The 13,286-nt window shown below is 67.3% G+C and carries 12 protein-coding genes and 1 tRNA gene; 5 read left to right on the forward strand and 8 right to left on the reverse strand.

The features are described 5' to 3' along the window. Window positions 1-270 precede the first annotated feature (270 nt). On the reverse strand, window positions 271-2,040 hold the full coding sequence (locus AAHF99_RS00230) for a site-specific integrase (protein WP_342162153.1): 1,770 nt from the start codon (window positions 2,038-2,040) through the stop codon (window positions 271-273). Window positions 2,041-2,074: 34 nt separating this feature from the next. Beyond that, window positions 2,075-2,150: transfer RNA gene (locus AAHF99_RS00235), tRNA-Ala, on the reverse strand. A gap of 121 nt (window positions 2,151-2,271) precedes the next feature. Here AAHF99_RS00235 and AAHF99_RS00240 point away from each other — a divergent pair. Both AAHF99_RS00240 and AAHF99_RS00245 read left to right on the forward strand, forming a co-directional pair. Further along, the gene (locus AAHF99_RS00240; protein WP_238248522.1) at window positions 2,272-2,574 is read left to right on the forward strand and encodes a YggT family protein; all 303 of its coding nucleotides are present in this window, start codon (window positions 2,272-2,274) and stop codon (window positions 2,572-2,574) included. Between the two features lie 13 nt (window positions 2,575-2,587). Further along, entirely contained in the window at window positions 2,588-3,631 is a 1,044-nt protein-coding gene (locus AAHF99_RS00245; protein WP_342162154.1) for a MaoC family dehydratase, read from the forward strand. A gap of 54 nt (window positions 3,632-3,685) precedes the next feature. Here AAHF99_RS00245 and AAHF99_RS00250 read toward each other — a convergent pair whose 3' ends face one another. Further along, entirely contained in the window at window positions 3,686-4,261 is a 576-nt protein-coding gene (locus tag AAHF99_RS00250; protein WP_243956034.1) for a L,D-transpeptidase, read from the reverse strand. Window positions 4,262-4,498: 237 nt separating this feature from the next. Here AAHF99_RS00250 and AAHF99_RS00255 point away from each other — a divergent pair, with 237 nt between their 5' ends. From AAHF99_RS00255 to AAHF99_RS00265, 3 genes are all read left to right on the forward strand, one after another. Beyond that, window positions 4,499-4,885, forward strand: a complete 387-nt coding sequence (locus AAHF99_RS00255) for a hypothetical protein (RefSeq protein WP_342162155.1) — start codon at window positions 4,499-4,501, stop codon at window positions 4,883-4,885. 149 nt (window positions 4,886-5,034) lie between these two features. Further along, window positions 5,035-6,276, forward strand: coding sequence for an efflux RND transporter periplasmic adaptor subunit (locus AAHF99_RS00260; protein WP_342162839.1), 1,242 nt, complete (start codon window positions 5,035-5,037; stop codon window positions 6,274-6,276). A 12-nt stretch (window positions 6,277-6,288) separates the two neighbouring features. Continuing rightward, window positions 6,289-9,453 carry a multidrug efflux RND transporter permease subunit gene (locus AAHF99_RS00265; RefSeq protein ID WP_342162156.1) on the forward strand — a complete coding sequence of 1,055 codons (3,165 nt, stop codon included), beginning with the start codon at window positions 6,289-6,291 and terminating at the stop codon, window positions 9,451-9,453. Window positions 9,454-9,793: 340 nt separating this feature from the next. Here the strand turns inward: AAHF99_RS00265 and purQ are convergent, their stop codons facing one another. From purQ to AAHF99_RS00290, 5 genes are all read right to left on the reverse strand, one after another. After that, on the reverse strand, window positions 9,794-10,474 hold the full coding sequence (gene purQ, locus AAHF99_RS00270; RefSeq protein WP_342162157.1) for a phosphoribosylformylglycinamidine synthase subunit PurQ: 681 nt from the start codon (window positions 10,472-10,474) through the stop codon (window positions 9,794-9,796). Further along, window positions 10,474-10,713: a phosphoribosylformylglycinamidine synthase subunit PurS gene (gene purS, locus AAHF99_RS00275; RefSeq protein WP_243956038.1), complete on the reverse strand. Its 240-nt coding sequence runs from the start codon at window positions 10,711-10,713 to the stop codon at window positions 10,474-10,476. The genes purQ and purS overlap by 1 nt, the downstream gene beginning before the upstream one ends. Before the next feature lie 134 nt (window positions 10,714-10,847). Beyond that, window positions 10,848-11,078: a hypothetical protein gene (locus AAHF99_RS00280; protein ID WP_342162158.1), complete on the reverse strand. Its 231-nt coding sequence runs from the start codon at window positions 11,076-11,078 to the stop codon at window positions 10,848-10,850. Between the two features lie 100 nt (window positions 11,079-11,178). Continuing rightward, complete coding sequence (locus tag AAHF99_RS00285; RefSeq protein WP_342162159.1) at window positions 11,179-11,778, reverse strand: ActR/PrrA/RegA family redox response regulator transcription factor; 600 nt, start codon at window positions 11,776-11,778, stop codon at window positions 11,179-11,181. A gap of 36 nt (window positions 11,779-11,814) precedes the next feature. After that, window positions 11,815-13,209, reverse strand: coding sequence for an ActS/PrrB/RegB family redox-sensitive histidine kinase (locus AAHF99_RS00290; RefSeq protein WP_342162160.1), 1,395 nt, complete (start codon window positions 13,207-13,209; stop codon window positions 11,815-11,817). Between the last annotated feature and the right edge of the window lie 77 nt (window positions 13,210-13,286).

The raw sequence follows: 13,286 nt of genomic DNA on the forward strand, positions 1-13,286 counted from the left end.
GATCAAAAGGCCGACACCTTAGACCCGTGTGGAACGCTGCTGTGCAGCGTGTCCGATCAGGATTGGTCGCAGCACCGGATCAGGTTGCCTGCAAGCAAACTTTTCGAACCTCGAAGAAGAGTTGGAAACGCGCGCGACGGCGACGTCTGCTTCTCTGCATTAACGCCCGAAAGCGGACCAGCGGCTTTCCACCCTTCTCGGATATAAGGGGCGAACCCCGAGCATTGGATTTTGCACCCAGGTGCAAGCAGAAGCCGGTTGCCCACCTGCCTATGCGTGGTGGAGATGCGACAGGTCCAACCCCTCGTATCCCACCTTCTCGATCTCACGGGCTAACGTGCTCGCTCGCAAGCCCGACCCATAGTCGTCTTCCGTCCTGCCGCTGGACCATCCGCCTAATGCGCGTACTCGCTCTGCCGAAATGTTGCCTTCGCGAAGTGCGTCTCGGTAGTTGTGCCGAAAACTATGAAAGCTTGTCCTTTGCTGCGTCGCGCCGCACGAACGCAGGAAGTTTGCGAACCACTTCGAAAAATTGTCGCTGAGGTAGCCTGAGGCTCTGGCTGCGGTAAGCTCCGGGAAAAGACGCTTCTCGCCGCGTGCAGCGAGCGCATCTCGATACTGCAACAAGCCGCAACGCTTCAGCTCTGGGTGGATGGGCACGAAACGCTCGCCTGCCGCTGACTTTACGCGCTTCACGCCGGCATCGTCGGCAGCCACGATAATGACATCGACCCCGTCAAGCTGAGCGACATCACGTACCAGCAGCTGGCAGATTTCGTTCATCCGCATTCCAGTGAACAGCGACATCAACGGTACCCAAAAGCGACCGCGACGAACAATCTGAGGGCCTACTCGTGCGTAGCCAGCCTCGTCGTTCAGGCACCCTGTATAAAGCGGCGCCGTGAAGATCTTGATGAGCTGCTCTTTGGAAAACGGATGCCGGCGGTCTTTGGCCGCTACGCCATCGACCCCAACCGAAAGACCGGTAGTGGGATTGTCTGCTCGCACTCCCCGCGTAACGGCAAATTCCATGAGGGTTGAGAACGCGGATAGGTAGGAACTTGCTGTAAGACGAGTCATGAGCGGAGCGCCGACCTTGGCTCCAGCATCGGCAGCCTGAGGCGCTGTAAGCCCTGGAAATCGCTTCGTGGCGCTTGCGGGTAACCGGACCAGAAGGCTTACGAGTTCCGCAGCGTCTGAGCGTCTGATCTGCGATACATCCAGGTCGCCCCCAAACACCTGCTCGAACAGGCGAGCCTGTGCGGCACCCTTCAGCTTCGATTTCGGCGACATTTTCTGCCAAGCTGGCTCGGCCCGATGCTGTGCAATCAGCGCCCTCAAAGTGACGCCCTTCGCTGACGTCACGCGGATTGGAGCGTCCACACCCGCTTCGGCGAAAAACGTGTCTCCATCCCTGTGAGTGAAGTCGCTCCTCGCCTGTCGCAGCCCACGGCGAGCTTGCTCCAGCCCTCCTCGGCGAACCAATTCCACAAGGTGGCGAAACTCCGGAGTTTCGAAATCGACGGCTATCCCATGCCGCTCCAAGAGCCGTATCGTGGTGTCTCGGATGCCAGCCTGAACCTGTGGGTCGGGATTGGCGTACCCTGCTTCCGCATCCTCCCGATCCGCGATCTCATCGTGGAATGTCCAATTCTCGTCGTAAACGAGTTTCCTGCCAGAGCGCGCCAAGTCCCGCTCACGAAACCATACCCGTGCGAGATACTCGGCCTCTGGATGGGTCAACGCCTTGATCGGAGCCGGATCCAGCCGTTGCTTCGCAGCGGCGATCTCCGCATCGATTTCAATAATTTCATACGGCAGGAGGCGACGGGCTACGGAGAGATCCCCGGTCCGCAGACTTTTTCGGAATTCACGTTTTTTTATCAGCCCCGCTCTGCGCAGGGGCTCAGGTACCTTCACTCTGACCCAATAGGTGCTGCCTACGAGCTGTAGCCGAGCATCCCTCTTTGCCATGGGTTCAGGAAGCTTGGTGTACCAATCCGGTGTACCAAGATAGCCAGAGAACTCATTGTCGCGCAATGAGTTCGTGACTTTCCAACAGGTTAAGAGAACCTGGTGGAGCTGAGGGGATTCGAACCCCTGACCTCCGCAGTGCGATTGCGGCGCTCTCCCATCTGAGCTACAGCCCCGTCGAGGCGCCGGCCTTGTAGGCGCGGGTGCCTCAGCCTGTCAATTCCCGTCTCGCATGTCCGGGTCGCTTTCGCGGCCGCGGCACGCGAAATCCGCTCCCCGAGGACATCGCGCGCGCGCATGAACGCCCTGATCTGGCTCTTCGATACGGTCGTCCAACTCTTCATCTACGTGCTCATCGCGAGCGCGGTGCTGAGCTGGCTCGTCGCCTTCAACGTCGTCAACGTGCGCAACCCCGTCGTCGCGCAGATCGGCGAGGTGCTCTATCGGATCACCGAACCGGCCCTGAGGCCGATCCGCAACCTGCTGCCCAACCTCGGCGGCGTCGACATCTCGCCGATCATCCTCATCCTGCTGCTGCTGTTCATCAGCCGCCTGCTGCACGAGTTCGCCGTCCCGGCGGCCTATGTCTACACCCGTTGAGGAGCGGCGCCCCGTGAAGACCAATCCCGGCCGGTTCTTCGAGGATTTCCGCCTCGGCGAGACCATCCGCCACGCCACCCCGCGAACGGTGACGACCGGGGACGTGGCCCTCTACACGGGGCTCTACGGGCCGCGCTTCGCCGTGCAGTCCTCGGACGCCTTCGCCCGCGCCCTGGGCTATCCGAAGAGCCCCCTGGACGACCTGCTCACCTTCCACGTGGTGTTCGGCAAGACCGTGCCGGACGTGTCCCTGAACGCGCTCGCCAATCTCGGCTATGCCGAGGGCGGCTTCCGCCGGCCGGTCTATCCCGGCGAGACGCTGTCCACCGTCTCCGAGGTCATCGGCCTGAAGGAAAGCTCCAACCGGCAGACCGGCGTTGTCTACGTCCGCTCGGTGGGCTCGGACGAGCACGGCGAGACCGTGCTGAGCTATTGCCGCTGGGTGCTGGTGCGCAAGCGCGACCCCGAGGCGGTGATCGCCGAGGAGCACGTGCCGACGCTCGCCAAGGCCGTCGATCCGAAGGACCTCGCGGGCGCCCTGCCCCCGCTGAACCCCGCCGCCTACGACGTGGCGCTGGCCGGCAGCCCGCACCGCTTCGGCGATTATCAGGCAGGCGAGCGCATCGACCACGTCGACGGCATGACCGTCGAGGAGGCCGAGCACCAGATCGCCACGCGCCTGTTCCAGAACACGGCCAAGGTGCATTTCGACGGGCTCGCCGCCAAGGACACCCGGTTCGGCCGCCGGCTGATCTATGGCGGGCACGTGATCTCGCTGGCCCGGGCGCTCAGCTACAACGGGCTGGGCAACGCCTTCGCCCTCGCCGGCATCAATGCCGGCCGGCATGTCGGCCCGCTGTTTGCCGGCGACACGGTCTATGCGTGGAGCGAGGTGGTCGAGACCGCCGACGTGGGGCGCGAGGATGTCGGCCTGCTGCGCCTGCGCACGGTGGCCACCAAGAACCAGCCCTGCGCCGCCTTCCCCGACAAGTTCAACGACGGCTACGATCCGGCGGTGATCCTCGACCTCGATTACTGGGCCTTCGTGCCGAAATAGGACGAGGCCGGGCCTCCGGAGGGCGACACCCCTCCGGAGGCCCGCGATCCGGCGTCAGTCCCGGACGACGACCTTCGTGCCGACCTTCACCCGGTCGTAGAGATCGACCACGTCCTTGTTGGTCATGCGGATGCAGCCGGAGGAGACCGCCGCGCCCATCGTCTCGGGCTCGTTCGAGCCGTGGATGCGGTAGAGCGACGAGCCGAGATACATGGCGCGGGCGCCGAGCGGGTTGTCCTGGCCGCCGGCCATGTAGCGGGGCAGGTCGGGGCGGCGGGCCAGCATCTGCTGCGGCGGGCGCCAATCCGGCCATTCCTTCTTCATGGAGACGGTCTTCACCCCCGACCACGAGAAGCCCTCGCGGCCGACGCCGACGCCGTAGCGGATCGCCTCGCCGCCGCCGAGCACGTAGAAGAGCCGCCGCTGGCGGGTGGAGACCACCACCGTGCCGGGCTTCTCCTTGCCCGACCACGCCACCGTCTCCCGCGGAATCGCCTGGGTGCGGAAGCCGTTGAGGAAATCGGCGATCGGCCCCCGGTCGAAGAGGTCGGCCTTGGCGGGAACGGCTCCGAGGGGCACGGCCCCGAGCATCAATCCCGCGATCGCCAGCGTCGCGATGCGTCCCGACATGCGCTATCCTTACGTCCATCACAAAAGGCGGACCCGTAGGTCCTCAACCGGAACGGGCATCGGCATCGCGGCAGGGATGAGGCCGCCGGCCGGGACGGGGGCGGGTTTGCGCGGGGGTGTGCGATTGTCGCCACACACGCTGCGGCACCGGTTGCGATTGCATCCGCGAGGGGCCGCGCTTATCTCAGCGGCGTGATCAGCCCGCCTGCCCCCTCGGCCCGCCTCGATGCGGAGCCCGTGGCCCTCCGGCCCGGCACGCGGCCCGCGGCGTTCGCCGCGGGTCTGGGGCTGCTCGTGCTGGGCCTCGTTGCCCTCGCCTTCGTCGCCTTCGGACCGGGCAGGATGGAAACGTCCGTACCCGGGATGGCGTTCCGACCCACCCTCACCGTCATGGCCCCGCACACGGCCTCCGTCCCGGCGCCGCTGATGCACCGGCTCGATTGGGACGGCCCCGCCGTCGCCGCCGCCGATGGCGAGATCACGGCTGATTCGGCCCTGCCCTCCCCCGTGGCGCAATCCGTGCCCGTGCCCGGCTTCGTGCCCGCGCCCTTCCGCGAGGGGAGTGCGACCTTGCCCTCGCCCGAGCCCGTCGCCTCGCCCCTGCGCCCTCCCCGCGCGGCCTGAGCCTCGCCCTTTCGGAATTTGGACACGGAGCGGGGGCATGATGCCCTGGAGCCCGGACCTACCGAGAGCGCCGCCTTGAGCCTTTAGGTCTGCCCACACGACTTCCGTCCGCATCCGCGAGACGCCAGTCAGGAGCGTCGCAACCCGTGATCCGCCTGCCCCTCCTTCCCGCCCGCGCCCTCGTGCTGCTGCCCGTCGCCGCGCTCGGCCTGTCCCTGGCCGCCTGCAACCCGCGCGAGGCCGCCGCCCCGACGCCCCCCGTCCCGGAGGTCGGGTTCGTCACCGTCCACGCCCAGGCGATTCCCTATGTCCGCGACCTGCCCGGCCGCGTGGCGCCGATGCGCATCGCCGAGGTGCGCTCCCGCGTTTCCGGCCTCGTGGTGAAGCGGCTGTTCGAGCAGGGCAGTCAGGTCAAGGAAGGCGACATCCTCTACAAGATCGACCCTGCCCCCTACGAGGTCGAGTTGGCCAGCGCCGAGGCGGCCCTGGCCCGCCAGGAGGCTGCGCAGGTCCTCGCCCGGCAGCAGGCGGACCGGCTGGAGCAGTTGCTCTCGCGGGCGACCGCCAGCCAAGCGCAGTACGATGCCGCCTTCGCCGGGAAGAAGCAGGCCGAGGCCGAGGTGGCCGGCGCCAAGGCGACCCGCGACCGGGCGCAACTGAACCTCTCCTGGACCGATGTGCGCGCCCCGATCACCGGGCGCATCGGCCGGGCGCTCCTCACCGAAGGCACGCTCATCGAGCCGGGCCAGACGGGGGCGCTCGCCACGATCCAGCAGCTCGACCCGATCTACGTCGACATCACCCAGTCGGTGGGCGAACTGAACCGCCTGCGCCGGGACCTCGCCAGCGGCGAGCTGGCGCGGCTGGAGGAGAATTCCGCCAACGTCCACCTGATCATGGACGACGGCAGCCTCTACCCGCTCGCCGGCCGTCTCCTCTTCTCGGACGTGACCGCCGACCCGAGCACGGGTCAGGTGACGCTGCGCGTGCAGTTCCCGAACCCGCACGACGAGCTGTTCCCCGGCATGTATGTCCGCGCCCGCATCAAGCAGGGCATCGATTCGGACGCCATCGCCGTGCCGCAGCAGGCGATCCAGCGCACCGAGGACGGCCGCGCCGAGGTCTGGCTGATCCGCGAGGACCAGACCGTCATGCGCCAGCCGGTGGAGGTCGGACCCGTCGTCGGCGGCGACTGGCTGATCCGAACCGGCCTGAAGGCCGGGGAGCGCGTCGTGGTGGACGGCTTCCAGAAGGTCACGGTGGGGATGAAGGTGAAGCCCCTCGACCAGACCATGCCCCATGCCGAGCCGGCGCAGCAGACCGACGCCGACGAGGCGAGCGAGAAGGCCGACACGCAGCAGCGGGCGCAAGCCGCCGCGCAGCGTCGCTGAGGGAGGCGCTTCATGGCCCGCTTCTTCATCGACCGACCGGTCTTCGCCTGGGTCGTCGCGCTGTTCATCATGCTCGGCGGCGCGCTGGCGATCCCGAACCTGCCGGTGGCGCAATATCCGGTGATCGCGCCACCCTCCATCGCCCTCTCGACCGCCTTCCCCGGCGCCTCGGTGGAAAGCCTCTACACGGGCACGACCCGGCTCATCGAGGATGAGCTGAACGGGGCGGCCAACATCATGAGCTTCGAGTCGACCACCGATTCGTTCGGCTCCGTGAACATCACCGCCACCTTCCGGCCGGGGACCGACCCGTCGCTGGCCTCCGTGGAGGTGCAGAACCGGCTGAAGCGCGTGGAGGCCCGCCTTCCCGTGGAGGTGCGCCAGAACGGCATCCTCGTGGAGGAGGCCTCCGCCGCGACGCTCAACATCATCACCCTCGTCTCCACCGATGGCGGCATGGACGAGGTCGGGCTCGGCGACTTCCTGATCCGCAACGTCATCAACGAGATCCGCCGCATCCCCGGCGTCGGGCGCGCGACCCTGTACTCGACGGAGCGCTCGCTCCGGGTCTGGGTCGATCCCGACAAGCTGCGCGGCCTCTCGCTCACCCCCGGCGACGTCAGCGATGCCATCCGCAACCAGAACATCCAGATCGCCTCCGGCGCGGTCGGCGCGCAGCCGAGCCCGTCCGCCAACGCGCTCACCGCGCCCATCGTGGTGAAGGGCCAGCTCTCCACGGTGGAGGATTTCGGGGCCATCGTCCTGCGGGCGAACTCGGACGGCTCGAACGTGCGCCTGCGCGATGTCGCCCGGATCGAACTCGGCGGCGACGCCTACCAGTTCTCGACCCGCCTCAACGGCGGTCAGGCGGCCGGCATCTCGGTGACGCTCGCCCCCGACGGCAACGCCCTGGAGACCGCCAAGGCCATCCGCGCCAAGATGGAGGAGCTGTCGCAGTTCTTCCCGCCGGTGCTGAAATGGGACATCCCCTACGACATCACCCCGGCCGTGAAGGCCTCCATCGAGAAGGTGCTGCACACCCTCGTCGAAGCGGTGATCCTCGTCTTCCTCGTGATGTTCCTGTTCCTGCAGAACATCCGCTACACGCTGATCCCGACCATCGTCGTGCCGATCGCCCTCATGGGCACGGTGACGGTGATGTGGCTCACCGGCTTCTCCGTGAACGTGCTCACCATGTTCGGCATGGTGCTCGCCATCGGCATCCTCGTGGACGACGCCATCGTCGTGGTCGAGAACGTCGAGCGCATCATGAACGAGGAGGGACTGCTCCCGAAGGAGGCCACCAAGAAGGCCATGGACCAGATCACCGGGGCGATCATCGGCATCACCCTGGTGCTGATGGCGGTGTTCGTGCCGATGGCGTTCTTCCCCGGCTCGGTGGGCATCATCTACCGGCAGTTCTCCATCGCGATGGTCACCTCCATCGCCTTCTCGGCGCTGCTCGCCCTGTCGCTGACGCCCGCACTCTGCGCCACCTTCCTCAAGCCCATCGAGAAGGGCCACGGCCACGCCAAGGGCGGCGTGTTCGGGATGTTCAACCGGTTCGTGGACCGGGAGACCGCCCGCTACGGACGCGGCACCGCGTGGTTCATCGCCAAGGCGGGCCGGGTGATGCTGGTCTACGTCGCCCTCGTCGCCGGCACGGCCTACGCCTTCGTGCAATTGCCGGAGGGCTTCCTGCCGGTGGAGGACCAGGGCTTCTTCACCGTCGACGTGCAGACGCCCCCCGGCGCCTCGTTCAACCGGACCATGACGGCGGTGCGCAAGGTCGAGGAGCATCTCCTCGCCCAGCCCGGCGTCGCCACGGTGACGATCCTCAACGGCTTCTCGTTCTCGGGCCAGGGGCCGAACACCAGCCAGGCCTTCGTGACCCTGAAGCCCTGGGACGAGCGCGACGCGAGCAGTTCCGCATCCGCCCTGGTGAAGGGCACCAACGACGCCCTCGGCAACTACCGGGATGCGATGATCGACGCGCAGGAACCGCCGCCGGTCGACAACCTCGGCAACGCGTCGGGCTTCTCGTTCCGGCTGCAGGACCGGGCGCAGCGGGGCTATGCGGCGCTCACCGCCGCGCAGGCGCAACTCCTGTCCATCGCCCGGCGCAGCCCCGTCCTGAAGAACGTGAAGATCGAGGGCCTGCCCGCCACGCCCCAGGCCGAACTCATCATCGACCGCGAGAAGGCGGCGGCGCTCGGCGTGAAGTTCGAGGACGTCAACGACGTCATCCAGGTGAACCTCGGCTCGGTCTACACCAACGACTTCCCGAACCGGGGCAAGATGCAGCGCGTCTACGTCCAGGCCGAGCAGCTGCAGCGGCTCAACGCGGCGGACATCCTCAACTACGCGGTGAAGAACAGCACGGGCACCATGGTCCCGATGTCCTCCTTCGCCGAACTGAAATGGGGGGTGGGGCCGAGCCAGATCGTCGGCTTCAACGGCTACCAGTCTGTGCGCTTCACCGGCGAGCCCCGGGCGGGCTTCACCACCGGCGATGCGATCACCGAGATGGAGCAGCTGATGCTCCAGCTGCCCAAGGGCTTCGGCTATGCCTGGACCGGCCAGTCCGAGCAGGAGAAGCTGGCGGGCAGCCAAGCGAGCCTGCTGCTCGCCCTCTCGGTGTTGATCGTCTTCCTGTGCCTCGCGGCCCTCTACGAGAGCTGGGCGATCCCCGTCTCGGTGCTCCTCGTCATCCCGCTGGGGGTGATCGGGTCCGTGGCGGCGGTGATGCTGCGAGGCATGCCGAACGACGTGTATTTCAAGATCGGGCTCATCACGATCATCGGCCTCTCGGCCAAGAACGCGATCCTGATCGTGGAATTCGCCAAGGACCTGTGGAAGCCCGGCACCTCCGTGGTGAAGGCGGCCATCGACGCGGCGACGCTCCGCTTCCGCCCCATCGTGATGACCTCGCTGGCCTTCATCTTCGGCGTGGTGCCGCTGGCCATCGCCACCGGCGCCGCCTCGAAGAGCCAGCAGGCCATCGGCACGGGCGTGATGGGCGGCATGATCACGGCGACCGTGCTCGCGGTGTTCTTCGTGCCGGTCTTCTTCGTGGTGGTGATGCGCGTCTTCCGCCGGAGGGCGGTGCGCGAGGGCGAACAGGCCGCCGCACAGGAGAGCCCCGCACCCCGCATCCACGCGAGCGCCGCCGAGTGAGGCGGCGCTCCCCTTCTTCCCTCGGGGCGACGAAAAAAGCCGCCCCGAGGGGCGGCTGAACGAGTCATCAGGGAGGCATCAAACAGAGTGGACGAAACCGGGTCGCACTCGACATCCAGAAAACTGGATGCCTCCTTCATGAAGTAAAAACCTTAATGGGCTGTTAAGGACAGTCCGACGGATACGATCCAGCCGTCCCTAAACAGTACAAAACCCGTCATTGCGAGCGGAGCGAAGCAATCCAGAGCGGCTGGACGCCTCAGAACGTCGCGTATCCCTGGATTGCTTCGCTCCGCTCGCAATGACGGACCGGCGGCAAGCCGATCCGCCGCAAGCCGGATCAGGCCGCGAGGCTCTCGAACAGGCCGCGCCCATCCGTGCCGCCGATCAGGCCTTCGACGAAGTTCTCCGGGTGGGGCATCATCCCGAGGACGTTGGCCTTCTCCGAATAGATCCCGGCGATGCTGTTCAGCGAGCCGTTGCGGTTGGCGGCGATTGTGGTCTGCCCCGCCGCGTCGCAGTAGCGGAAGGCCACGCGGCCCTCGCCCTCGATCCGGGCGATGGTGTTGGGATCGGCGAAGTAATTGCCCTCGCCATGGGCGACGCAGATGTCGATCACCTGCCCCGCCGTGTAGGCGCGGGCGAAGCGCGTGTCGGTGCGCTCGACCCGCAGGGTCTGCCGGTGGCAGATGAAGCGGCGGTCGACGTTGCGCATCAGCACGCCCGGCAGCAGGCCCGATTCGCACAGGATCTGGAAGCCGTTGCAGATGCCGAGCACGAGGCCGCCCCGGGCCGCGTGGGCCCGCACCGCATCCATGGCCGCCGCCCGGCCCGCGATGGCGCCGCAGCGCAGGTAATCGCCATAGGAGAAGCCGCCGGGCAGGACGGCGAGGTCGGTGCCGGCGGGCAGCGCCGTGTCGGCGTGCCACACCATCGAGACCTTCGCCCCCGAGAGCCGCAGCGCCCGCGCGACATCCGCCTCGCGGTTCGACCCGGGGAAGACGACGATGGCCGCGTGCATCAGGCGATCTCGATCGCGTAATTCTCGACGACGGTGTTGGCGAGAAGCTTCTCGCAGGCCGCCTTCAAGGTCTCCTGGGCCGACGCGGAATCGGCGGCGGCGACTTCGAGATCGAAGACCTTGCCCTGCCGGACACCCTCGATGCCGGCGATCCCGAGCGACTTCAGGGCCGCCTCGATCGCCTTGCCCTGGGGATCCAGCACGCCGGTCTTCAGGGTGACGGTGATTCGGGCTTTCATCGCTGTTTAACTCACCGGTTGCCGAGCGCGCACCGCGTCGGCGACATCGAAAACGTGATCGGCGATCCTTAGATCAGCCCGCTCACCTTGTCGAACGTTGAGAGAGGTCCGCCACCCTGCACGGCACGCGGGATTCAGGACCGTTTGGCTTGGGTGATCGGCTCGATGCTCGTGGCGCGGCGCCAGAGCTGGAGCATGATCCAGGCAGCGAACAGGCTGAAGAGCCCCATCAGGACGTGGCCGACCCGGTCTCCGAGGTCGAACAGACCCGCCAGCGCCCAGCCGGCCGCGATCGCCACGGCGAACACCTCCGTGCCCACCAGGACCATCATGCTCAGGATGGTGACCGCATTGCGTGCGTTCACGAGTTCAACCCTTCCCGCCGCCCGTCGACCGGGCTCGCAAGGCGTCCTGCTACCTCAGGGCGGGCAGGCGGCGCAAGCAGCGCCGCCCGGTCTCGCCCGCTCAGCGCGGAGCGCGCTTGGCCAGGATGCGCTGGAGCGTCCGGCGGTGCATGTTCAGGCGGCGCGCCGTCTCGCTGACATTGCGACCGCAGAGTTCATACACCCGCTGGATGTGCTCCCACCGCACCCGGTCGGCGGACATCGGGTTCTCCGGCGGATCCGCGCGCTCGCCCGGCTGGGCCATGAGCGTGCCGTGGATCTCGTCGGCGTCGGCGGGCTTCGCGAGGTAGTCGAACGCGCCGAGCTTCACGGCCGTCACCGCCGTGGCGATGTTGCCGTAGCCGGTGAGGATGACGCCGCGCGCCTCCGGCCGGCGCTCCTTGAGCCGGGCGATGACGTCGAGGCCGTTACCGTCGCCGAGGCGCATGTCGATCACCGCGAAGGCGGGGGCATGGGACTCGACGGCGGACACGCCCTCGGCGACGCTTTCGGCCACCTGAACATGGTAGCCGCGGCTTTCCATCGCCCGCGCGAGGCGGGTGGAGAAGGGCTTGTCGTCATCCACGATCAGCAGGCTGCGATCGGTGAAGGCGGCGAGCGGATCGGTATCGCTCAAGATCGCGGCATCGGTCGCCGCGGAGGTCCCGGATTGCGTGAGCATCGGGGGTCCCTTTCGAAGATGTCTCTGTTGAAACCTTTATATAGGCACGATGTCGCGCGGCGGCAGGGGCGCGGAACCACTTATCTCCGGAGAATGGCGCGGAACGGCTCCTCTTTCGAAGATATGCCGCGCCCACGAAACCCGGACGATGGCACCATGGGCATTGGCTCCGGCCGTGTTCGACAGGCCGATCTGCGCGCCGGACCGCTCGATCAACGTCTTGGCGATGAACAGGCCGAGGCCGAGACCGACCGTCGCGCTGCCGCCGTCCTGCGATTGCTCGACGCTGCGGGTGGTCACGTAGGGTTCGCCCGCGCGCAGCAGCACCTCCGCCGAGAAGCCCGGCCCGTCGTCGCGGATCTCGATCCAGACCCGGTCGTGGTTCCACTGGCCGGTGATGGCGACACGCGTGCTGGCGAAGTCCACCGCGTTGTCGAGGATGTTGCCCAGGCCGAACATCACGCCGGGGTTGCGGCGGCAGGAGGGCTCCGGCCCCTCCCCGTGGCAGGAGGCGTCGATGACGACGCCGAGCGCTCGCTGCGGCGCCACCAGTTCCTCCACGAGGTGGCTGAAGGTGACGGTGGTGAGGAAGTCGCCCTCGCCCTCGCCGTCAAGGGAGGTGAGCTTGCCGAGGATGCCGCGGCAGCGGTCGACCTGCTCGCGCAGGAGGGCGAGGTCTTCCGCCACCGCCGGGGAGGCATCCGGCCCCAGCTGGCGGATCAGCTCCTTCGAGACGACCATGATCGTGCCGAGCGGCGTGCCGAGTTCGTGCGCCGCCGCCGCCGCGAGCCCGTCGAGTTGCGACAGGTGCTGCTCGCGGGCGAGGACGAGTTCGGTGGCGGCGAGCGCCTGGGCGAGCTGGCGCGCCTCCTCCGCCACCCGCCACGCGTAGACGCCGGTGAAGGCGGTGCCAAGGAGGATCGCGGTCCAGACCCCCGAGACGTAGAGGAACGGCAGTTCGATCTTGCCGTCCGCGAACCAGGGAAGCGGCCGGTGGACCAGGGCGAGCAGCGTCGCGAGGCCGATGGCCAGCAGTCCCAGCGCCAGGGTGCGCTCCGGCGGCAGGGCGGTGGCCGAGATCAGCACCGGGGCGAGGAAGAGGAGCGAGAACGGGTTCTGTAGCCCGCCCGTGAGGAACAGGAGGGCGGCCAGTTGCACGATGTCGAAGGCCAGCAGCAGGGCCGCCGAATCGGCGTTCAGCCGGTAGCTCGCCGGGAAGCGGATGCGCAGGGCGAGGTTCAGCCAGGACGAGGCGGCGATGACGAGGAAGCACCAGCCGAAGGGCAGGTTCAGGCCCAGCCCGAACTGAGCCCCGACCACGGCCGCGCTCTGCCCGGTGATGGCGAGCCAGCGGAGCCTGACGAAGGTATCGAGCCGAAGCTGCCGCGCCCTGCCGTCGAGTCCGGTCAGTCGCTCCTGGATCGTATGCATCCCTGGAAACTAGGGTGCTCCGGCCAGAACCCACATCGATCGCGGCAGAAAGCCCGGACAATCCAGGTTTCACCCTC

This window comes from Methylobacterium litchii, assembly GCF_038442315.1.
Taxonomy (GTDB): Bacteria; Pseudomonadota; Alphaproteobacteria; order Rhizobiales; family Beijerinckiaceae; genus Methylobacterium; species Methylobacterium litchii.

Bases quoted from the DNA above. Each gene is read 5' to 3' on its own strand.
- AAHF99_RS00240 (WP_238248522.1), top strand. From the start codon at position 2,272: ATGAACGCCCTGATCTGGCTCTTCGATACGGTCGTCCAACTCTTCATC.
- AAHF99_RS00250 (WP_243956034.1), bottom strand. From the start codon at position 4,261: ATGTCGGGACGCATCGCGACGCTGGCGATCGCGGGATTGATGCTCGGG.
- AAHF99_RS00265 (WP_342162156.1), top strand. From the start codon at position 6,289: ATGGCCCGCTTCTTCATCGACCGACCGGTCTTCGCCTGGGTCGTCGCG.
- purQ (WP_342162157.1), bottom strand. From the start codon at position 10,474: ATGCACGCGGCCATCGTCGTCTTCCCCGGGTCGAACCGCGAGGCGGAT.
- purS (WP_243956038.1), bottom strand. From the start codon at position 10,713: ATGAAAGCCCGAATCACCGTCACCCTGAAGACCGGCGTGCTGGATCCC.
- AAHF99_RS00285 (WP_342162159.1), bottom strand. From the start codon at position 11,778: ATGCTCACGCAATCCGGGACCTCCGCGGCGACCGATGCCGCGATCTTG.
- AAHF99_RS00290 (WP_342162160.1), bottom strand. From the start codon at position 13,209: ATGCATACGATCCAGGAGCGACTGACCGGACTCGACGGCAGGGCGCGG.